12 protein-coding genes are annotated in these 21,786 nt (G+C 68.2%); 3 read left to right on the forward strand and 9 right to left on the reverse strand.

Annotation, left to right across the window (positions count from 1 at the left end):
* Positions 1–10: 10 nt before the first annotated feature.
* The gene (locus tag B141_RS0128395; RefSeq protein WP_020578579.1) at positions 11–1,939 is read right to left on the reverse strand and encodes a GMC oxidoreductase; all 1,929 of its coding nucleotides are present in this window, start codon (positions 1,937–1,939) and stop codon (positions 11–13) included.
* Positions 1,936–3,498 (reverse strand): succinic semialdehyde dehydrogenase, encoded by a 1,563-nt coding sequence (locus tag B141_RS0128400; RefSeq protein ID WP_020578580.1) that lies wholly within the window; start codon positions 3,496–3,498, stop codon positions 1,936–1,938. Before B141_RS0128400 ends, B141_RS0128395 begins: the two co-directional genes overlap by 4 nt.
* 264 nt (positions 3,499–3,762) lie before the next feature.
* Here B141_RS0128400 and B141_RS0128405 point away from each other — a divergent pair, with 264 nt between their 5' ends.
* Entirely contained in the window at positions 3,763–7,359 is a 3,597-nt protein-coding gene (locus B141_RS0128405; RefSeq protein ID WP_020578581.1) for an efflux RND transporter permease subunit, read from the forward strand.
* 271 nt (positions 7,360–7,630) lie between these two features.
* Here the strand turns inward: B141_RS0128405 and B141_RS43305 are convergent, their stop codons facing one another.
* From B141_RS43305 to B141_RS0128440, 5 genes are all read right to left on the reverse strand, one after another.
* Positions 7,631–8,254 (reverse strand): LysE family translocator, encoded by a 624-nt coding sequence (locus B141_RS43305; protein ID WP_202805952.1) that lies wholly within the window; start codon positions 8,252–8,254, stop codon positions 7,631–7,633.
* Positions 8,255–9,049: 795 nt separating this feature from the next.
* Complete coding sequence (locus B141_RS43310) at positions 9,050–11,872, reverse strand: AfsR/SARP family transcriptional regulator (RefSeq protein ID WP_020578583.1); 2,823 nt, start codon at positions 11,870–11,872, stop codon at positions 9,050–9,052.
* A gap of 337 nt (positions 11,873–12,209) precedes the next feature.
* Positions 12,210–12,515: an SDR family NAD(P)-dependent oxidoreductase gene (locus tag B141_RS52380; RefSeq protein WP_020578585.1), complete on the reverse strand. Its 306-nt coding sequence runs from the start codon at positions 12,513–12,515 to the stop codon at positions 12,210–12,212.
* A 167-nt stretch (positions 12,516–12,682) separates the two neighbouring features.
* Entirely contained in the window at positions 12,683–13,582 is a 900-nt protein-coding gene (locus B141_RS0128435; protein WP_020578586.1) for an NAD-dependent epimerase/dehydratase family protein, read from the reverse strand.
* Positions 13,583–13,683: 101 nt separating this feature from the next.
* Entirely contained in the window at positions 13,684–14,604 is a 921-nt protein-coding gene (locus tag B141_RS0128440; RefSeq protein ID WP_040422580.1) for an aldo/keto reductase, read from the reverse strand.
* Positions 14,605–15,175: 571 nt separating this feature from the next.
* On the opposite strand from B141_RS0128440, the gene B141_RS0128450 reads away from it, so the two are divergent.
* Together B141_RS0128450 and B141_RS0128455 are read left to right on the forward strand one after the other, a co-directional pair.
* Entirely contained in the window at positions 15,176–16,888 is a 1,713-nt protein-coding gene (locus B141_RS0128450; RefSeq protein WP_237742834.1) for an outer membrane protein assembly factor BamB family protein, read from the forward strand.
* Positions 16,889–16,951: 63 nt separating this feature from the next.
* A complete protein-coding gene (locus tag B141_RS0128455) occupies positions 16,952–18,700 on the forward strand; it encodes an outer membrane protein assembly factor BamB family protein (RefSeq protein WP_020578590.1) in 1,749 nt (582 codons plus the stop codon).
* A 55-nt stretch (positions 18,701–18,755) separates the two neighbouring features.
* Here the strand turns inward: B141_RS0128455 and B141_RS0128460 are convergent, their stop codons facing one another.
* Positions 18,756–20,264: a PQQ-binding-like beta-propeller repeat protein gene (locus tag B141_RS0128460; RefSeq protein ID WP_084678582.1), complete on the reverse strand. Its 1,509-nt coding sequence runs from the start codon at positions 20,262–20,264 to the stop codon at positions 18,756–18,758.
* Between the two features lie 347 nt (positions 20,265–20,611).
* The gene (locus B141_RS0128465; RefSeq protein WP_020578593.1) at positions 20,612–21,355 is read right to left on the reverse strand and encodes a hypothetical protein; all 744 of its coding nucleotides are present in this window, start codon (positions 21,353–21,355) and stop codon (positions 20,612–20,614) included.
* Positions 21,356–21,786 lie beyond the last annotated feature (431 nt).

A 21,786-nucleotide genomic window follows, 5' to 3' on the forward strand; every position in this document is an offset into this window, starting at 1 on the left:
CAGACCCGGCTCATCCGCGACGTTGGCGGAGGCTTCTCGGTAGGGCAACCGACTCGCCTCCGCCACCCGAGGATGACCCACCCGAGGAGGGTCCGAGCCGCAGGGCACCCGGCGCGTTCTCCGGTACCACCGGCCGCCGGGGCGGCACCGGGTCCACCCGGCGATACGGCGTTCCCAACGGCGGTCTTGGGTCTACCTCACCGCGATTCGGCCACAACGCGACGGCGCGTTCGGCCTGGGCGGTGATTGTCAAGGACGGGTTGACGCCAAGGTTCGCAGAGACGGCGGCCCCGTCGATGACATGAAGGCCCGGGTGACCGAACGCCCGCTGGTAGCCGTCCACGACACCGGTCTTTGGCGACTCTCCGATCACGCAGCCGCCAATGATGTGCGCTGTCAACGGAATGTTGGCGATCTCGCCCACCGTGCCACCGGGCGATCCGTCGATGAGCTCGGCGATCCGGCGTACCACCTGGTTGGCCACCGGAATCCAGGTGGGGTTGGGTTCGCCGTGGCCCTGTTTCGAGGTGAGGCGCCTTCCCCCGAACCAACTCCGGCCCAACCTGACCGTCAGCGAGTTGTCCAGGGACTGCATCACCAGCGCGATGATGGTGCGTTCCGACCAGTGCCGGAGATTGAACGTCCGAAGCCACATCCCCGGATGCCGGGCGACGGTCGCGAGCCACGTCAGCCATCTCGGCTTACGTCCTCCACCGTCGGTGAGCACGGTCTGCAGGAGCCCCATCGCGTTACTCCCTTTGCCGTACCTCACCGGCTCCACGTGCGTGCGCGGATCGGGATGGAACGACGAGGTGATGGCCACACCCTGCGAATAGTCGGTCGTGCGCTGGCGCGCCACCGCGCCGACGATCGACTCGGAGTTGGTGCGGGTCAGAACGCCGAGCATGGGCGAGAGGTTCGGCAGCCAGCCATCGGCTTTCATCGCATGGAGCAGCGACTGGGTTCCGAGCGCGCCCGCGGCGAAGATGACCTGGTCGGCCTCGAAGGTACGCCGGCCCTGGCCCGGGCGACCCGCGGTGCGTTCGGTGTCGATGGCGTATCCGCCTCGGGCAAGCGGGCGGACGGCCGTGACAGTGGTCAGCGGGTGGACGGAAGCGCCCGCGCGTTCGGCGAGGTAGAGGTAGTTCCTCGTCAAGGTGTTCTTGGCGTTGTGGCGGCAGCCGGTCATGCACTCGCCGCACTCGATGCAGGACGTGCGGCGCGGGCCCGCACCACCGAAGTACGGATCCTCCGTGGTCGTGCCCGGCGCCATGCCCGGCATCCCGTAGAAGACCGCGACCGGCGTCGGACGGAACGTCTCGCCGACCCCCAACTCCGCGGCGACGGTCCGCATCACGACGTCGGACGGCGTGGTCGTGGGGTTGGTCGTGACGCCGAGCATCCGCTTGGCCTGGTCGTAGTACGGCGCGAGTTCGGCCCGCCAGTCGGTGAGCTCGCGCCACTGCGGGTCGTCGTAGAAGTCGTCGAGGGGTTCGTACAACGTGTTGGCGTACACCAGCGAGCCGCCGCCCACACCGGCGCCCGAGAGGACGAGAACGTCGCGCAGCAAGGTGATCCGCTGGATGCCGAGACAGCCCAGCTTCGGCGCGAAGAGGAACCTCCGTAGCTCCCACGACGTACGCGGCAGGGGCGCGGGCAGTGCCCTGACGTGCTGATCGTCAGCCTGCCGGTCGTCAGCTTCCCGGGCATCAGCCCGCTGGCTGCGAGCCTGCCGGTCGTCCGCGTCCGTCGACTCCTCGAACCTCCCGCCGGCCTCGAGGACGCCGACGCGGTAACCCTTCTCTGTCAGACGGAGCGCCGCGACGCTGCCCCCGAACCCGGACCCGATGATCAGGACGTCGTACCGCCGCTCGGCGGGTTCGGCGGCTCCCGCTCCGCGCGGCCTGGAGCGCCGGGAGCGGATGATCCCCCTCCTCACCGGCGACCAGCCTTCCGGAGTGCGCGCAGGCCGGTCGTGATCGCGCGGGCGAACACGTCGTACGGAACCCTGCCCGGCGGCGCCACCGGCACCCGCTGGACCGCGATCGTCTGGGGCTCGGTGTACTTCAGAAGCCCGTCCACGCCGTGCCGGCGACCAAGGCCCGAATCACCGACGCCACCCATCGGGGAGTCGATGCTGCCCCAGGCGGCGGCGTAGGCCTCGTTGATGTTGACCGTGCCGGCCCGGAGGCGGCTGGCCACCGCCCGGGCCCGGCGGAGGTCGCGACCGTGGACCGAGGCGTTGAGGCCGTACGGCGAGTCGTTGGCCGCCGCCACCGCCTCGTCGTCGTCCGCGACGCGATAGACCGACACGACCGGGCCGAACGTCTCGGAGGCGAAGCAGGTCATCTCCGGAGTGACGTCGGTAAGGACCGTCGGCTCGAAGAAGTAGGGGCCGAGATCGGGTCGGGCCTTGCCACCTGCCAGCACCTGCGCGCCCTTGCTGACGGCGTCCTCCACGTGTGCGGTGACGGTCGCCAGCTGCTGCTCCGAGATCAGCGAGCCCATGTCGGCGTCGAAGGTGAACGCCGGCTCCACCCGCATCGCCTCGACCCGGGCGACGAAGCGTTCGAGGAAGGCGTCGTAGACCGGCGCCGCGACGTAGAGGCGTTCGATCGAGATGCACAGCTGGCCGGCGTTGGAGAAGCACCCGCGGACGGCGCATTCGGCCGCCTTGTCAACGTCGGCGTCGTCGAGGACCAGCAGGGGGTTCTTGCCACCGAGTTCGAGTGTGCAGCCGATCAGGCGTTCACCACAGCGCCGGGCCACCGAGCGCCCGGTCTCCGTCGAGCCGGTGAAGCACACGAAGTCGGCCTGGTCGATGAGCGCCGCACCGACCCGCCGGCCTTCGCCCACCACCACCTGCCAGACGTCCTCGGGCAGCCCCGCGTCGGCGAGGAGTTCGGCGCCCAGCAGGCCGGACAGCACGGTCTGGGTCGCTGGCTTGGTGATGACCGCGTTGCCGGCGACGAGCGCCGGGAGCGCGTCAGAGATCGCCATCGTGAGCGGGTAGTTCCACGGCGCGATCACGCCGATCACACCCTTGGGATGCCGCAGCTCCACAGTGTGGGTGAGCAGCGGGAAGAGGCCGGCCCGCCGGGTCGGGAGGAGGTGCTGCTGGGCGACCCGCGCGTAGTAGCGGGCGTTCATCGCGACGTCGCACAGCTCCTCGAACGCGTGCTTGCGCGCCTTGCCCGACTCCCACTGGACGATGTCGAGGATGTCGCGCTGGCGTTCGAAGACCAGGTCGTGGAGCCGGAGGAGGAGCTCGGCCCGCTCGGTGATCGGGACCCGGGCCCACTCCGCCTGGGCTTTGCGGGCCCGGGCGAACGCCGCGGCCACGTCGTCGACGCTCGACAACGGGACGTCGGCGAGCTTCTCACCGGTGACGGGGGTGACCGAGGCGATCGTCTCCCCCGACGTCGAGAAAACCCGGCCGGTGAGCGCGGCAACCCGCTCGGCGGAAAGGCGCGGAAACTCCTGTGTCGGCGCGGTCATGGCTTCAGCGTAATCCGGTGGATCGGGTCATTCGGCGACTTCGATCTCCGCCGCGCTGCGAGCATGGTCGACGACGGTACGTGTTCCCGTGTCCTACCTGGGGATGAATATGGGGGTTAATAGGCCGAGAAATAACGCTTCGTAACGGTCATCCGGATTACCCGCAGTACCCTCATCGACGTACAGCAGCCGGTCAGAGCCACCACGTCAGAGCCACAGGAACGACCCGCGGCCGGAGCCAGGGACCTCCGAGGGAGAAACCGCATGTCCAGACTGGCCAGCCTGAGCCTGGCGTACCGCAGCCTGGTTGCCCTCGTCTCGGTCGCGATCCTCGGATTCGGCCTCATCTCCACCGGCGCGCTCAAGCAGGAGCTCATCCCAAGCCTTGAGCTGCCCGGCGCCTTCATCACCACGGCCTACCCCGGCGCGTCGCCGGAGATCGTCGAGCGCGAGATCACCGTGCCGATCGAGTCGGCGATCGCGGGCGTGGACGGGCTGGACAAGACCACGTCGACGTCGAGCAACGGCTTCTCGATGGTGCAGGCGGAGTTCAGCTACGGCACCGACATCGGCCGCGCCGTCCAGTCCGTGCAGCAGTCGGTCAACCGGCTGCGCGGCCAGCTACCAGATGACGTCGACCCCACCGTGCAGGCCGGCAGCTTCGACGACGTGCCGGTCGTCCTGCTCGCGGTCAGCGCGGACGCGACCGAGCAGGAGCTCGCCCGCCGGCTCAACGAGCGGGTGGTACCCGAACTCGAGAAGCTCACCGACGTCCGTGACGTGCAGGTCACCGGCGCGCGCGCCGAGCAGGTCGCGATCACCATCGACGGCGCCAAGCTCGCCGCGCACGGGCTCACCCCCGAGAGCGTCGCCGCGGCCCTCCAGGCCAACGGCGTGAGCGTCCCGGGCGGCGAGCTCGAGTCCGGCAGCCGTACGTTCGCCGTGGACGTCGGTACGCCGTTCAGCTCGGTGGAGGAGATCCGCGACCTCGCGCTCCTCCCCGCGGCGCCGGCCACCAGCGCCGGCTCCCGAGGGTCAGACTCCGGGCCGGGCGATGCGTCGTCTGGGCGTACGTCCGGCGGCACCGGCGCCCGGCAGCGAGCATCCGCACCGCCACCTCGTCCGGTCAGGCTCGCCGAGGTCGCGACCGTGCGGACCGTTCCGGCGCCGTCGACCTCGATCACCCGGACCAACGGCCGGCGTACCCTCGGGATCTCGGTCACCAAGACCGCCGACGGCAACACCGTCGCCGTCTCCCACGCGGTGCAGGACAAGCTCAAGGACCTCAGGTCGGCCGTGGGCGACAAGACCGCGATCACCGTGGTCTTCGACCAGGCGCCGTTCATCGAGGAGTCGATCGAGGGCCTCACCACCGAGGGCACGATCGGGCTGATCTTCGCCGTCCTGGTGATCCTGGTCTTCCTGCTGTCGCTGCGGTCGACGCTGGTCACCGCGGTGTCGATCCCGTTCTCGTTGCTCGTCGCGATGATCGGGTTGTACGCCGGCGGCTACTCGCTCAATATCCTGACCCTGGGCGCGCTCACCGTGGCCGTCGGGCGGGTCGTCGACGACTCGATCGTGGTGCTGGAGAACATCAAACGGCACCTCGGGTACGGCGAGGAGAAGCAGCAGGCAATCCTGAACGCCGTCAGGGAGGTCGCCGGCGCGGTCACCGCCTCGACGATCACGACAGTCGGCGTCTTCCTGCCGATCGCGTTCGTGGGCGGACAGGTCGGCGAACTCTTCCGGCCGTTCGCGGTGACCGTCACCATCGCGCTGCTGGCCTCGCTGCTGGTGTCCCTCACGATCGTCCCGGTGCTGGCGTACTGGTTCCTCCGGCAGCCGGTCCTCGATCCGGGCGAGGCGGAGCGTGCCCGTGCGGACGCGGTTGCCTCCGAAGCCCGCAACCCGCTGCAGCGTACGTACGTGCCCGTGATCAGCTGGACGACCCGGCACAAGACCCTCACGATCCTCGGCGGGGTGGTTGTCTTCGTCGCCACCATCGCCGCGACCCCGCTGCTCAAGACCAACTTCCTCGATGACAGTGGTCAGAACACCGTCACGGTTTCCCAGACCATGCCGGTCGCGACCTCCCTCGGGGAGACCAACCGGGCCGCCAGGAAGGTCGAACTCCTCCTCGAGCAGCTGGACCAGGTGTCGTCGTACCAAACCACGGTCGGCTCGTCGGACTTCGGTGGTTTCTCCGCCGGCGGCGGGTCGAACGAAGCGACCTTCTCCCTCACCACCAAGGACGGCATTGACCAGGCGGCGTTCCAGGACGACCTGCGCCGCCGGCTGTCCAAGCTGGACGGTGCCGGCTCGCTCGCGGTCCAAGCCGGCGGGTCAGGGTTCGGCTCCAGCGCGCTCGAGGTGATCATCACCGCGCCCACGGATGGCGCGCTCAAGACCGCTGCCGACAGAGTGGAGAAGGCGGTCAAGGGCGTACCCGGCGCCACCGACGTCACCAACAACCTCAGCCCCGACCTGCCCACGATCGAGGTGAAGGTACGCCGGCCCGCCGCCGCACAGCTCGGGCTCTCCGAAGGCCAGATCGGCCAGGCCGTCCGCCAGGCGTTCGAGGGACAGCAGACGGCGAAGGTCCTGCTCGACTCGGCCCAGCGGGACGTCGTTCTCTACACCGCCAAGGCACCCGTCAACCTCGCCCAACTCCGCGCGCTCCGCCTCGCCACCCCGCTCGGCACCACCGTGCGTCTGGAGGAGCTGGCGGACGTGTCGCAGGTGAGCCGGCCCGCACAGCTCACCCGCATCGACGGCGAACGCAGCGCAACGATCAGCGCGACCCCCTCCGGAACGGATGTCGGCAAGGTCTCCGGCGACCTGCAACGCACCCTTGACGGACTGTCCCTGCCCGGAGGCGCCAGCTGGCGGCTCGGCGGTGTGAGCTCGGAGCAGAGCGAGGCGTTCGCGCAGTTGGGTCTCGCGACGCTCGCCGCGATCGCGATCGTGTTCCTGGTCATGGTCGCGACGTTCCGGAGTGTCGTGCAGCCGCTGATCCTCCTGGTGTCGGTGCCGTTCGCGGCCACCGGAGCACTGTCGCTGCTGCTCGCGACCAACACACCGCTCGGCGTACCCGCCCTCATCGGCATCCTCATGCTGGTCGGCATCGTCGTGACGAACGCGATCGTGCTGATCGACCTCATCAACCAGTACCGCGACCGGGGCCTGGACGTCCGCGAGGCGGTCATCGAGGGCGGCCGGAAGCGGCTCCGGCCCATCCTCATGACGGCGCTGGCGACGATCTGCGCACTGATCCCGATGTCGCTGGGGCTGACCGGCGGGGGCGTGTTCATCTCGCAGCCGCTCGCGATCGTGGTGATCGGCGGCCTGGTCAGCTCCACCCTGCTGACGCTGGTGCTCGTGCCGACGCTCTACACGATGGTGGAGGAGTTCAAGGAACGCCGGTCACGGCGTACTCCCCGTCCTCCCCGGCGCGACCGGGGCGGGAAGCGCAAGCCTGGTGGGGCCCGAGGCACGGGCGGCGGTAAGCGGGTCCGGAGGACGCTGGCGGGTGCTGAGGCTCCCGCGCCTGCTCCGGTTTCGGAGCCCGCGGGAGGTGCGTACGCCGGACGGCCGGACAGCGCGTGGCTTCCCCCACAGCCGGCCTCGGGTACGGGTACGGGTCCGCCAGGCCCGCCCGCCGAATCGACGTGGCCGGGCAACCTGCCACCCGACCCACGTCCGCCGAACGGCCTGCCGCCCGACCGGATCCCGCCCGACCAGGTCCCACCCGGCCAGGTCCCGCCCGACCGGATTCCGCCCGGCCAGGTCCCACCCGACGCCCGGCCACCAAGGAGGCGAGGGTACGGCGGCGCCCACCGTGGCGACGTCGAGCCCAGCTGAGCTAGGCCCTGCGCCTGTTCCAGCCCGGGCGGTCGCATGGCTTGCATCCCAATTCGCCACCCCTTTCGCCGCCTCGGTGATCATGATCGTGATCATGAAGGCCGTCGGGACATCTGGCCCGCTACGCCTTCATGATCACCGGCGCTGGGCGACTCCCTGCCTCGACGAGCAGACCGCGATGATCTTGGCGAAGGTCATGAAGGGAAACGGTCACATAGAACCCGTTCGGCTTCATGATCACGAACATGATCACTGGGCAGGGGGGTGCCGCTCAGGCGACCGCGGCGAAGCAGCCGAGCCCGATCATCAGAAAGCCGCTGACGGCTCGCTGGCGTTCCTGCCACCGGAAGCTCCTCGACAGTCTGCCGCGGATCTGACTCGCGAACACCACGACGACCAGATCGGCGATCAGGGCCATCGCGGCCGCGACGAGTCCCAACACCGTGAACACCAATGGAGCGGGCGCGCGTTCTGGGTGCACGAAATGCGGCAGGAGCGCCATGAAGTACAACGCCGTCTTGGGGTTGAGCAGTTCGATGGTCAGGCCCTGCATCAGCGGCGATCGGGCGGAGCGGGGTCCGAATCCAGGCGAGAACGGCGGACCACCGCTGCTGTGGCGACGAATTGCCTGTACGCCGAGAAAGACCAGGTACGCCGAGCCAGCGCATTTGACGACGGTGAAGGCAGCCGGAGCGGCCGCCAGCAGGGCTGACAAACCGAGTGCGGCCGCCACGACGTGCACGGTGGTCCAGGCCATTACCGATCGCGGAGAGCACTCCGTCCCGGCGCCCGCCATGGAGAGTGCGCGCGAGTACGTAGAGAATGGCCGGCCCCGGACTGGCGCGAACAACGCCGCGGTGCCGAGGAAGACGAGCCATTCGCCGGAGTCAGGCATCGGCGGGCTCCCCCCGAACCTCGTCCCTGTGGAGCCGGGCGCCGAGCGCAACTGGCGGGGCCGGGGTTACGGCAGGAGCTGCCACCGGCATTGCCGCCATTGGTGACCCCGACATCGTTCAACCCTCCGCTGGTCGCTCTTATAGCGAACGCGATGCCAGCAGAATCGACGAGTCCGCTAAAGCTGCGCTTGAGCAGTACTAAAGCCACGCCGACGCCGACCCCGAGAATTCGGGGCCGACTCCGGTGTCAAAGACATCAGCAGACCTTGACAGTCCGCGCGGTCGTTGCTCGGGTCACCCACGTACCTGACCGCGCTTGGCGCTTCGGTTATCCCATGGGACCGCACGGCGGTGGCCTCGGCGAGGCAGGCCGCGTCGAGGGAGCACTAGTGGACGTTTAGCGGATCTATAGCAGCTCGACGCAGGCTCGACGTGACAGTCAGATCACGCCAGCGAATCCGACGACCTCGGAGGGGCTGACCGTGTGAACGGCTGCCGGTTTTCGGATCGTCCATCACCAGCAAGGACGCCTGCTACTCGCTGAAGTATCAGCGGCCGGCGGACGGAACGTGGCGGACCATCACGAATGGCAACCTTCAACCCGGGAGCGACGGGTGCCTCAACTGGGGATACGACAGCTCCCCGACGTGGTGCGTCAACGACATCGGCCAGAACATCAAGGAAGGAATGAAGATCGATCAAGGTCTGCGCCAAGACGTCCCACGGCAGCCAGTGCGCCGTAGCCCGCGGTCGCGCCTAGCAAGACGTTGGAGGCAGCGGTGAGTACCGTGGCTCTATCGGAGGATATCGGGCTGCGTAGGCACCGGTTCGGAGAGAATGCGATCGGCTTCGGCAGTGGTCATGGCACTCATCTCGCAGAGAGCGTCGAGCGCCTCGCGCCAGCGGTCGCGGGCATCCTCAAGGCGACCCAACTCGTGAAGAACGCTGCCCAAGTCCCACAGAAGCTCCGGAAGGACCCTGTAGGTGGCGGTTCTCCTCAACACCGTGATCGCCTGCTCCAAGCGGGGAAGCGCCTCATCGGCGCGGCCGGAACGGTGCAGCGCCTTGCCGAGGTTTCCGAGGGTGATTCCCATGCTGGTGCTCTCCCCAAGTTCCTCGTGGATCGCCAGGCATTGGTGGCTGTGCGCAATCGCTTCCTCGAGCTTTCCTTGTTTCCGCAGGAGGTCGGAAATGTTGTTCAACACCACTACCTCGCCTCTGGAGTCCTGGAGTTTGCGCCGGATGGCGAGGGCGGCTCGGTAAATCTCGATCGCCGTGTCCAGCCGGCCGCTTTCCTTGTAAGCCGCACCGAGGCCGTTGAGCGCGTGGGCCTCACCGGCGAGATAGCCGACCGCACGATAGGCGTCCAACGCCTCTTCGAGGTGGTTCAATGCTTCCCCGAATCGGCGGAGTTCGCGGTACGCCCAACCCATGTCGTTGTGTGCACGGGCCTTCCACAGCTGTTCTCCGGTGTGTTCGGACGCGACCAGCGCCAACTGATTGACACCGATGAGCTCATTCCACCGGCCGGTTTTGTGAAGGGGCATATACACGGCGGCGGCCAGCCCGGCGACGATGCTCGGACCGTCTCCCGGGAGCTTGAGGGCCTGCCGCGCGGCGGCGAGGACATTGTTGGCTTCGATCGTGATCCACTGCGCGGCCCCCTGGGCACCGTCTAACTCCAGGCCGCGCTGGCGAAGCTCCGAGTCTGGAATTCCGGCCGAGTCTCGGCGACCGAAGCTTTCTGATAACCGCCGCATAGCCTGGCGAGCCGTGGCGAGATACCAATGCAAGACGCGACGTAGGGCCTCAGTGCGTTCAATTTCGGGTAGTCGCTCGGCGGCCTGCTCCCGGGCGAAGAGCCGCAGCAGGTCGTGCAACGAGTAGCGGTCACCCGCTCCGGCCGTCACGAGCTGAGCATCCACCAGCCGATCCAGATCCCGCCGTACCTTCCCGGCGGGGCGGTCTACGAGCGCACCGGCGACCGGCAAGGTGAGATCGGGAAGATCCAACAGACCGAGCAGCTCGAACAACCTGGCGGCCCCAGCGGGAAGCGCTTGACAGCTCACGGCAAAGCTGGCCCGCACGCCGAGATCGGCGTACGCGAGTTCGTCGAGCCGTCCCCGAGCGTCCGTGATTCGATCGACCATCGACGTCAACGGCAGATCCGGACGGGCAGCAAGTCTGGCGCCGGCGATCCTGAGGGCCAGCGGGAGCCGGCCGCAGAGCTCCGCGATTCGCGCGGCGGCATCGGACTCGGCAGCCACCCGGCGAGGGCCCACCAAGCGGGACAGCAGGACCACGGCCTCGTCGTCGGACAGCAGCTCAAGGTGAAGATGCGTGGCATTGTCGACGGCGGCCAGGACAGTCCGGCTGGTGATCAGTACGGCGGAATCGGCTCCGCCCGGCAGCAGGGGGCGTACGTGAGCCGCGTCCACCGCGTCGTCGAGCACCACCAGCAGCCGCCGGCCGGAGGTCAAGGTGCGGAACCTCGCCGCCGCCTCCTCCAGCTCGGCCGGGATCTGATCGTCGCTCAGGCCGAGCGAGCGCAGGAACCGACTGATTACCTCATGCGGCGCCAGCGGTGCGAGCCCGGGCGTCGCACCGTGCAGGTTGACGTACAACTGGCCGTCGGGAAAATCGGCGGCGACGGCCTGCGCGGCCTGGACGGCCAACGCGGACTTGCCGATCCCGCCAAGGCCGCTGATCGCCACAGTCACCGGTGTCGCGTCCTCGTGATGCTGGGCCAGCCACCCGGTCAGACGAGCGAGATCGGCCTGACGTCCGGTAAACGTCCGCGCCGTCGGTGGCAACTCCGCCGGCACGACGCGGGGCGCCGAACCGGTCGCGACCGCGGCGTTCCCAGACGGCCGATCCAGACTCGGATCCTCGGTGAGGATCGCCTGTTCCAACTCCCGCAACTCGGTGCCCGGCTCGAGCCCGAGCTCATCGACCAGCACCTGCCGTCCCTGGCGGTAGACCTCAAGCGCCTCGGCCGCCCGACCCGAACGGTAGAGCGCCAGCATCAGCAACGCACGCAGCCGCTCACCGAACGGATTCCGCGCCACGAGGGTACGAAGCTCCGCCACCACCTCGGCGTGCCGGCCGAGCGCGAGGTCGGCGTCCAGCCGATCCCCCAGCGCGGCCAACCGAACCTCAGCCAGCCGACCCGCCTCTTCCCGGACGACCTCCGCCACGGCGACGTCGGCGTACGCCTCACCCCGCCACAACGACAACGCCTCATCCAACAAATCAGCCGCCTTGGCCAGATCCCCCGCTTCACGGGCCATCCGGCCGTCGGCCACCAACCGCTCGAACCGCTCGACGTCCAGCTCACCCTGCCGCACGTCCAGCGCATAAGCCGCGGCCTGGTGAACGATTCGCGACGAGTCACCCAGAGCACGACGAAGCCGCTGAACGAGGATCTGCAAGCTGGTCCGGGCGCTTCGCGGCGGCTCCCCCGACCACACCACATCAATCAACCGATCAACAGAAACAGCCCGACCAGGATCAGAGAGCAGAATCGCGAGAACCAGACGCTGCTTCGGCCAACCAAGATCCACCGGGAAGCCATCGTCGTCCAGGACCTCGATCGGACCGAGTACGCCAAACCGCATGGCAACCCCCCGAACCGCCGGACACAGATGCCAAGCGTATCGGGAGGGGACGATCGTCCCCTCCGATGAAGATCACCAAGCCCCTACCTGTTCCAGATCGTCGCCACCGGTGCCACGGAGATCGGTTCGACGGTCCTCGGCCGGCCACCGGCCTGGCTGGTCCTGCAGCTCTGCGCGGTCGCCGCCATCGTCACCACGACAGTGATCGCCGTGGGCTGGCGGAGACGCCGGACCAGTGGCGAGGCGCTGCGCTCGCCCGGCTGGCAGTGCTCACCGCGGGTGGGGTGCTGTTCGTCCCGTGGGCAACGTACTGGGGACTGTTGACTGTCTGAGCGGGCTACTGGACGACGACCTCGATCCGCGGGAGACACCTACCCGGGGTGTCCGCACGGGCTCGGGCCTGGCCATCCGCTATGAGGCGACTGTATTGACCGGCACCCCCTGGAGGTGGGGAGTTGCGGTTGACGCTTCCTTGCACCGCTTGGCGTGCTGTCACCGCTTGTCCGGCCGCAGCGCGGCGGTTCGCCAGCAGCGCGACCCGAGCCCCCATCTCGGCCAGACGCACCGCGGTGGACTCGCCCAGCCCACTGCTCGCACCGGTCACGATCGCTACCTGACCGCTCAGGTCCCGTACCTCGTTCATCCTGCCTCCCGGAGGAACCGTTCCTGCCCAACCACACCGAGGCCCGGTGCCGGACCGTAGCACCGGGCGCGCAACCCGACGTGTCCGCGCCGATCGCCAGCCATCACCTCCGTCTGTGTCGGGCACTGCGCGGCCCCGGCCGCCAGGAAGGTGCGCGTCGACGCGGTTCAGTACGGGCAGGTGATCGCGCGGACCGCGTCCGGCTCGCCGGTGGCGTCCAGCCTCCGCAGGTCGTCCAGGAACGTGCCGAAGTGCCGGGTCGGCGTGTAGCCGATCGCGGCGCCCGGTCCGTCCTCGCCGCCGGCCACGACGGAGGGCCGTCGGCGCACGTCGATCGCGTACCGCTCCAAAAGGTCGCGCGAACCCGGGAACACGCGTTCGCAGGCAGTCAGGTGGTCGTCCTCCCAGTCGCGCACCTGCTCGGCGGTGAACGCGTCGGGCCGTACGGCGTCGACGATGAGGGCTTCGGGACTCCCACCGTCGGGGAGGTCAGGCCCCAAGTGCTCGACCGCCGCCTCGACGTATCCGAGAACGTCCTCCCGGTCGACCCCGCCGTAGAGCAGGCGGGCGCCGTAGCGGTTCAGGTAGTCGTCTCCCCAGGGCGTGAAGTCGGCCGGCCGGATCGCGACGTACCGCAGGCCGTGGTTGCGCCGGTGGTACTCGCAAAGCTCCTCACCGACCTGCTTGGTGAAACCGTACTTGCCGTAGTGGTCATGCCACGACTGCGAGGACAGGAACACCAGCCTGCGGATCCCGGCCGCACGCGCCGCCTGCAGCGCCCAGAACGTGCCGTCGACGTTCAGCCGCCAGAAGTCGGCCTCGGTCTTGGCCCGGGAGTGGATGCCGTGCCAGGCGGGCAGGTGCAGCAGCAGGTCGCAACCCTGCGCGGCTCCTTCGAGACCGAACCCGGCCTGTACGTCGCACTGCACGAACGGCAGGTCGGCGAACGGCGGCTCGTCCGGAAGCCGGTTGACGTCGGACAACACCAGACTGTGCCCGGCGGCGTGCAGCCTCGGCACGATTCCCTTTCCGATGTTGCCGCCCGCACCCGTCACCAGGATCCGCATACTCGTCCTTTCCCGCCGCTTTCGTCTCGGCCGACCTCACGTCTGGGCAGGCCTCGCAGGAGGCCGCCGCAGTGTGGAATGCGCGTTCTCGGTCGTCGGTGTCAGCCTTCCTCCGGGGACTCCCCTGCCTCGCCGAGCCGTCGCTTGGCCTCGTCGTAAACGTCGTCGGCGAGCGCGCCCGCCTGAGCCGCCCGGACGTTCTCCGCGAGGTGCGCGGGATTGAGGGTGCCGACGATGATCGTGTCGACGCCCGGGTGGCTGAGCGTGAACCTCAGCAGCCACTGCGTACGGCTCTCGCCCTCGTCCAGGAGTTCGTCCAACTTCGCCCGCTCCCAGGTGGCCCACCGATCGGTCGCGCCCAGGCCCGCGCCGGGCTCACCTCGCGCGACACCGCCGCGGATGATCGTGCCGGCACCGGCAGCGTGCGCCTTGGTGATGAGGTTCTCGTGGCGTCGTTCGAGTGCCGAGTACGGGATCTGGAACGCGTCGAAGACACCCCAGTCGACGTACGTGCCGAGGTCGGGCGACGTCGACGAGGCCCCGATGAACCTCGCCTTGCCCGAGGCCTGGATCTCGCGGAGGGTGTCGACGAGCCGGTGTTCCTCGGCGAGTGCGATCGAGGGGTTGTGCAACTGCAGCAGGTCGACGTGGTCCGTGCCGAGCTTGGCCAGGCTGTCGTCGATGTTGCCCAGCAGGTGTTCCCGGTCCCACTGGTGCGGGGTCTCGTCGTGGTCGCCGGCCGGGACCATCGAACATCCACACTTCGTCGCCAGGACGTACTCGTCCCGTCGTTCCGAGACGTAGCGACCGATGTAGGCCTCGCTCCGCCCGTAGTCGTTCGCGGTGTCGACGAACGTGATCCCGGCGTCCAGAACGGCGCCGAGGATGTCGCGGGCCTGTTCGTCTCGTACCGGCCGACCGCCCCAGATCCGCTCGCCACGGATCTCCATGGCACCGAATCCCAGCCTGGTCACTTCCAGGCCCGTGGAACCGAGCTGTCGAGTGGCAAGTGTGTGAGACATCGTTCTCCCTCGCCCAGTGTGATCAGTCCTTGCCAGAGCGCCCGCGTTGCGCAAGCCGTCGTCGGGGCACCAGCCGGCGACCTAGCCTGGCCGGGGCAGCTCGAGGATGTCCAATAGCCAGCGCTGCTCACTGCGAGCGGTCCGATTGCTCAATTCGGCCAGCAACACGGGAAATGTCGTCCTAGTTGGGTGTCTGTCCTGGTCCCCACAGGGAGCGGACGTCCTCCCCGCGGGCGCTGCGCTGCCGAAGGTCGGTCAGGAACTCGACTGCACGATCGTGCGAAAGAGGTCCACCTTGTGGTCCACGACACCGCACAAAGTCGCGAGGAGACGTCGAGGTGCCGCACACACAGCTACCGGTGCAGATCGACGACGTCGAACCCCTCCCCCGATGCGGCTCTACCCGCTCGCCGATCAGGTTGCCGTACAAGGTGGCCGCGATGTACGAGCTTCATAACGGCCGACCCTCTGGTCGGTTCCGCGACCTCGCCGGTCCCGGGCCGGTTTAGTAGGGGTTTAGCGGCGTCGTGGACGCTTGCCGGTCATGGGGATGCGATGGATCGCGGGTGCCATGTGCGTGGTTGTTNTTGTTCTGGCCGGGTGCTCTGGACGAGGCGTTGAGTTCGAGGTGGAGCACAAGACGGCGGCCGCGGTGAATCCGTTGGCCGACAAGAGTCCGCGCCTGGGTCCGTTCGAGAAGGTCTGGCAGACCGAGATCGACCTGGCCGACGACACCGACGGCACCGATACCTATGTTCGGTCGGCTGTTCAGCTGATCGGTGGTCGGATCGTGGCGACCAGCAAGTCTGGCGTGCAGGCGTACGACGCGCGGACGGGCAAGCCGAGCTGGCACTACCGCGAGCCGGGTCGCGAGGTCGACGGCATCGCCTCGACCGACGGTGTGCTGGTGGCCGTCAGCGACCCGGCGAGCGACTCCGAGGCTGTGGAGAAGGTCCGGCACCTGGTGGGTCTCGAGGTCAGCACCGGAAAGCTGCTGTGGGAGAACAGCGAGCAGTGGTACCCCCCGAGCGACGGAGTGATTCGCTCGGGAGAGACCGGGATGGCCGCCGGCGGGATCGTGGTCGTCCGGTCTCGGGATGACTCGGACCGGATCGGTGTCGACGTACGTACCGGTGACAAACGTTGGACCGTCCACGTTGCTGACCTGGCGGAGAACTGCGAGCCGACCGAAGGTACGCCGGGCAAGGGTGAGCTGGTCCTGGTCGTGCTCGACTGCGAAGAGCCGGCGGTGGCCTCGTCGCCCCGCCGTACGGTGCTCGCCGCGCTGGATGCCGAGAACGGAAAGCCGCGTTGGATCCGGTCGGCGACTTCGGGTTCGCAGGTTGAATTCCGCAACGGGGTCGCGCTGTTCCAGGGTGACCGCGATGCCGCGCCCGAGCTGATCGGTCCGGATGGCAAGCGGCTGGGCCTTCCGGCCGGGGCGACCGACTGCATGGCCAGGCCCTGCCAGCTCTTCGCCGCCGCGGGAAAGGCCGTCCTGGTCTTCCACGACACGCGGAGCAAGGTCCCATTTGCCACTGGCGTTACCACTATCGATCTAGGTTCTGGTCGGACGACGCAGATCTCGTTCGGGGGGATTCGCGAATGGGTGCTGGCCGAGGGGCAGCTTCACACCATCGACCAGCTCGAACCGCTCTCGATGCTGCCGTTGGCGCTGACGATCCGCCAGGTGGGCGGGACGGTCACCCAAGCGCCGTTGCCGATCGGCAGCCGCGGACCGGATGCGCGCCAGAGGCTGTTGACCGTCGCGGGTGGCCGGGTGTTCACCCTCCAGCGTCGCGACGGCGGCACCGCGACCGTTGCGTCGTACGCCCCGAAGGGCCCGGTCAGGGAACCGATCGCCCTTGGCGGGGTGCAGCCCGACGAATGGCCAGACCCGTGTGCCTTGCTCGACGGAGTGCGAACCGACCCGCGCACCCCGAAGAAGACCCCCTCCGGGCGTATGGCCGTCGGAGCTGCTGTCATCCCCTGGACCACGTGCGAGGCCATGCTGCCGAGCTCCACCCCAGCGGACGTGTCCGTCGAATGGGTGGGTGCCACCGAGCAGATCGCCGCCGACATCGTCGCTGGTCCGACGAATCCGGCGTACCACCGCGTCGACGTACCCGGTGCCGACGAGGCATACCGAACGAGCAAACGCACGTTCAGCACGATCATGCTGCGGGTCGGCCGCGTGATTGTCTCGGTCCGGGTCTCTGAGGGCGATGGTGCCGGGAACCTGGCGGCCAAAGTCGCCGAGAACCTGCACCGCAGTGGCTTCTGACCCTCAGCCCGGTTTCGCGGGGGTTTAGCGCGACTTTAGCGGCGTCGTGGACGCTTGCCGGCCATGGGGATGCGCTGGATCGCGGGCGCCGTGTGCGTGGCCGTCGTCGTAGTCGCCGGATGCTCTGGAGAAGAGGCTGAGTTCGAGGTCGAGCACACGACGGCGGCGGCGGCGGTGAGTCCGTTGGCCGACAGGAGCCCGACCCCCGGCCAGCTCGAGAGGCTCTGGCAGACCAGGGTCGATACTTCCGACGACATTGATCGTGATCCCACTTTCCAGCTGGTCGACGGTCAGATCGTCGTGACCGGCAGGTGGTCTGGTGTGCGGGCGTACGACGCGCGGACGGGCAAGCCGAGCTGGCACTACCGCGAGCCGGGTCGCGAGGTCGAGCGGATCGCCTCGACGGACGGTGTGCTGGTGGTGCTCAGTGGTACGGCGAACGACTCCGAGGCGTGGGAGGAGGACGTCCGCCACACGGTCGGTCTCGAGGCCAGCACCGGCAAGCTGCTGTGGGAGAACCGCGAGCCGTGGCATCCCCCGAGCGACGGAATGACTGACTCCGGCGAGACCGGGATGGCCGCCGGAGGGATCGTGGTCGTCCGGTCTGGAGAAAACTGGGACCCGATCGGTGTCGACGCACGTACCGGTGACGAACGTTGGCGAGTCCAGGCAGCCGACCTGACCGAGAACTGCGAGTCCACCAAGGGCACGCCGGGCAAGGACGAACTGGTCCTGGTCACGTTCTCCTGCGGCGATCCGGGAGCCAGCGCCAGACCACGTGGGCTCGCCGCGCTGGATACCGAGACCGGGAAACCCCGTTGGACCCGGTCTGTGACCTGGCACTCGCACTCGCAGACTGACTTCCGCAACGGCGTCACGCTGTTGCAGCGCCGCGGGGCCGCGCCCGAGCTGATCGGCCCGGACGGCAGACGGCTGCGTCTTCCGGCCGGGGCGGGCGACTGCATGACTCTCGAACCCTGCCAACTCTTCACCGCCGCAGGGCAGGCTGTCGTGGTGCTCACCGAGGACGAGGGGGGCTCGTCCAGGACCCGGATCGCGGTCACCGTCGACCTGCGCTCCGGCCGGACGACACAGACGCCGCTCGATCCGTATCCCAGGTGGGAGATGGCCGGTGGCCGGCTCCACGCCATCCAACCGCTGGAAGGCAGGATCCGCGGTGACGACGACTACGACCTGCTGCCGTTGGCGCTGACCACCAGCCACGACGGCACGTTCACCCAGTCGCCGTTGCCGATCGGCAGTGACACGGCGAGCGATAGGCCGGACGTTTTGGCGGTTGCCGGCGGAAGGGTGTTCACCCTCCAGCGCGGCCCTGTCGGCGCCGCGACGATTGCGTCGTACGCCCCGAAGGACCGGGGCCCGGTCAGGGAGCCGATTGCCCTTGGCGGGGTGCGGCCCGACGAATGGCCCGACCCGTGTGCGTTGCTCGACGGAGTGCCGACCCACCAGGCCAAGCCGAAGAGGACCCCCACGGGACGCACGACCATCGATGATGCTGTCATCCCCTGGACCAGGTGCGAGGCCATGCTGCCGAACTCCACCTACGCCACCGTCAAGGTCGAATGGGTCGGTGCCACCGAGCAGCTCGCCGCCGACATCTTCGGTGGTCCGGCGCACCCGACGTACCCCCGCGTCGAGGTCCCTGACGCCGACGAGGCGTACCAAACGGACGCCGCCACGATCAGGTTGCGGGTCGACCGCGTGATTGTCTCGGTTCTGGCCGATGCCGACAGCGATCGGACCCAGGTGGCGGCCACGGTCGCCGAGAACCTCGCGGCTCGAGCACCGTGACCGCCTGCTCCAGGTATGGGAGCGCCTCATTGGCTGTGCGCGATCGCTTTGGTGATCAGTTGGTGGTGTAGAGGGAGAAGGCACCGCCAGACTTGGTGCGCTGCCGGGCGATGACCCAGCCCGGACCGGAGCCGGCCGGAGCACCTTCGGTCGTCAGCGTCTTCGTACCGTCGGCGAGATCGAACACGTCGGCACAGCCGTCGGAACGTCGCCCTGCCGGCAACTTGGACGCGCAGGTGGACCACCCGCTCTCCCACAGCAGGAGCCGGTCCTCGAGCAGCTGGGCCCTGACAAAGGTGCGGTCGCCGACCGAGGGACCGGCGACACTCCAACGCGCCTTGCTGGTCGACAGGTCGTACGCCGTGAGCCGGACGGTCTCGTCATCGCGGACCAGCACGACCCGCCCATCACCGGCGACGATGGTGCCCTCTTCGGGCCCACGCCACAATGTCCTGCCCTTCCGCAGGTCGAACACCTGTGGCCGCCCGTCAGCCGTCGTCGCGAACAGCGTCGTGTCGATGCCGTCGGGCAGGCCGTACCGGCAGGTCTCGTCCTTCGTCGGCTTCGCGAGCTGCAACGTGGTCTTCCACCGGCGCTCACCCGAACGCGGATCCCGCCCCTCCAGGTCGGCCATGCACTTCTCGTCACCCTTCTCGTCCGTGCTGCCCAGGACCACGGTGTCGCCGGCCAGGTCTTTGAACTTCACGACCCGCTCGGCTCCCGCCGGGTAGAGCCCACCGCCGAACTTCGCTGTCTCCACCCGTACACCCAGTCGCCTACCGGTCGACGCGTCGAGCGTGGTGATCCACGACTTGCCGCGGAAGCCCATTGGTTTCGTCGACACCAACACCACCCGCTCGGACGCGGCCTCGACCCTCGCCACATGCTCGGCGTCCACCGTCCAGCGGGCCCGCCCGGTCCGTGGATCCCGCGCACTGAGCCGGCAGTCGTCCGACCGGCCGGTCTGCTTCCCCCGGCACACCGGCGTGAACACCGTCCGGTCGGTCACTGTGATGTACGGCGACGCGGTTTGCTTCCACAGCCGAGCGCCCGTCGCCGGGTCCAGCGCCTCGACGACGTCAGGGTGCGGCCATCGATCATCGGTCGGATGTGTGTACGTCACGACCACGACACCGCCGCTCACCTGGACGCTGACGCTGTTGTCTCCCTTGCTCAGACCCGACTCGACCTTCGGAAAGGTGCGCCGCCAGCGCTCCTTGCCGTCCTTGTCCAGGCCCACCAGGGTCGGTCCAGCACTCACGAGATACATCTCGCCCGCCTGGACGACATTTCCCCTCGCCCAACCACTCCCCTGCTTCTGCGGGTCGTCCTCGAGTTCGACCTTCCACTGCGCCAGGCGGTAGACCGGCAACAACTCCGTCGGCGTTGGTGTGGGCGACGGCGACGGTGGGGGTGTGCTCCGGGTGGCGGTGGTGGAGGGAGACGGCGCAGATTCCGGTGCGCCGACAGCGCACCCGGCCGCCGCCAACACACCCACAAGCACCGTCAACGCGGGAACGGCGGTCGGCTTGGAACGCATGACCGGCCGGGACGATGATCTCATCTCACCAGCCTGCCGGACAGCACTAAAGCTCCGCTAACGTCGCGTCCGCGTGGATGGTACGGGCGTCGCCACGTCAGGTCGCTCGTCGAATCTCATGCTCGCTACCGCGCCAAGTGCGGCATCGCGTACGTCAGACGGAAGGGCGCGGTCCCCGCCGTCTGCGCTGATGGCGACCATCGTGCCTCCTTTTCGCATGACGAAGAGGATCAGCAGATCACCGCGCTTGGCCTTTCCGACGAAGCCGAACCCTTCGTCGATCCGCCTACCGACATTGCCCGCGGAGTTGTGGCGGTTGGGCGTACATGCTGACAGACCTCGTTTCCCAAAAGCCAATGCGCGACGACTAGCTAGGAGCCAGAAAGAGCCAGGATGCTTTCGGCTGTCTTTTGGACGGCCGAAAACGCCTTTTCGTTGACGTTGACAGAGCTCAGCGAAAAGTCGATGGCGAGCACCAGATTGCTGTCCTGGAGGACCATCCTGACGTACGTGGGGCTGGCCGTCGGGCTGATTCTGTTCACCGCGATGCCGGCCCTGGCCTGCTCCCAGTCTCCCAGAACTTCTCTTACCCGCTTGGCCTCGCCGAGGCTGCTCCGGACCTGTTGTGGGTACGTGGATTGAGCTACCGCCGGATGCGGGAGATATTGAACCTCAACCCTGAGATATCCACTCGCCCGCTGCCCGTCAACGGTGCCCGTGACGGGAGCCATACAACTCACCGACTTGTAGACGGCGCTCTCCGGGCCATGTGGGCCGTTCTGCTTCAGTTTGCCGTCGAACTGGGCGATAGCTTTGATGGCCGAGAAATCGGCCCGCTCACACAAGTCGTTCACAGGTTTGTACTTCCCGCACCCGGTCTCGCTGGGTCCGCAGGTGGGGCTCGCCGTTTCGGCGGGGCTCTTCTCGGCAGGACTCTTCTCGGCGGGTGCCGACGGCTTTGTTGGTTCAGTCGTTGCGACCGTGATGGTCGCTGTCGGGCCGCCGGTCTGCGGGCCGCCGTTTGCGACAGCCACCGCCACGACGCCAACCGTGATGAGTGCGGCGACGGATAGCGCTATCAAGACGGCCTGTCGTGTGCTCGCGGAACTGCCCATGACCGTTGTTGTCGCCTTCCCTCGGCTTCGATGCGTGCGCGCCAAGCAGGCTCTACGAGGTCGCTAAAGCATCGCTAAAGCCAGGTCAGGGTTGGCTTCTAGTACTCGCGGAGAGCCGCTGGCCGCTCGGGAACGGGTGCGGCGAGAATCCGCTCGAGTTCCTGTGTGGTGAGTGCCCTCTCGTCACGACGACGCTCGAGCGCCGTGCGCCACAAAGGTGATCTCCGCCTTCACGGCAGTGTGTCAGAGCACGTTCCAGATGGCGCACCGCGTCAGCGAACCGACCCTGCTCGATGTAGGCCGCGCCGAGATCTCGGTCATTCGCCTCGTTCGTCCCGGCCGTCGTTCGGCGAGCAGCCGAGCCCCCGACGGGAGCGGCCCCGGAGCTGGCTAGCCCTTCGTACGTGAAGAAAAGCATCAATCTGGTGCGC

Source organism: Actinopolymorpha alba DSM 45243 (assembly GCF_000373925.1).
Taxonomy (GTDB): domain Bacteria; phylum Actinomycetota; class Actinomycetes; order Propionibacteriales; family Actinopolymorphaceae; genus Actinopolymorpha; species Actinopolymorpha alba.

What these genes read in the sequence shown, in the direction of transcription:
- B141_RS43305 (WP_202805952.1), bottom strand. Translation starts at nt 8,254, where the DNA reads ATGCCTGACTCCGGCGAATGGCTCGTCTTCCTCGGCACCGCGGCGTTG.
- B141_RS0128400 (WP_020578580.1), bottom strand. Translation starts at nt 3,498, where the DNA reads ATGACCGCGCCGACACAGGAGTTTCCGCGCCTTTCCGCCGAGCGGGTT.
- B141_RS0128440 (WP_040422580.1), bottom strand. Translation starts at nt 14,604, where the DNA reads ATGTCTCACACACTTGCCACTCGACAGCTCGGTTCCACGGGCCTGGAA.
- B141_RS0128435 (WP_020578586.1), bottom strand. Translation starts at nt 13,582, where the DNA reads ATGCGGATCCTGGTGACGGGTGCGGGCGGCAACATCGGAAAGGGAATC.
- B141_RS0128465 (WP_020578593.1), bottom strand. Translation starts at nt 21,355, where the DNA reads ATGGGCAGTTCCGCGAGCACACGACAGGCCGTCTTGATAGCGCTATCC.
- B141_RS52380 (WP_020578585.1), bottom strand. Translation starts at nt 12,515, where the DNA reads ATGAACGAGGTACGGGACCTGAGCGGTCAGGTAGCGATCGTGACCGGT.
- B141_RS0128460 (WP_084678582.1), bottom strand. Translation starts at nt 20,264, where the DNA reads ATGAGATCATCGTCCCGGCCGGTCATGCGTTCCAAGCCGACCGCCGTT.
- B141_RS43310 (WP_020578583.1), bottom strand. Translation starts at nt 11,872, where the DNA reads ATGCGGTTTGGCGTACTCGGTCCGATCGAGGTCCTGGACGACGATGGC.
- B141_RS0128455 (WP_020578590.1), top strand. Translation starts at nt 16,952, where the DNA reads ATGGGGATGCGCTGGATCGCGGGCGCCGTGTGCGTGGCCGTCGTCGTA.
- B141_RS0128405 (WP_020578581.1), top strand. Translation starts at nt 3,763, where the DNA reads ATGTCCAGACTGGCCAGCCTGAGCCTGGCGTACCGCAGCCTGGTTGCC.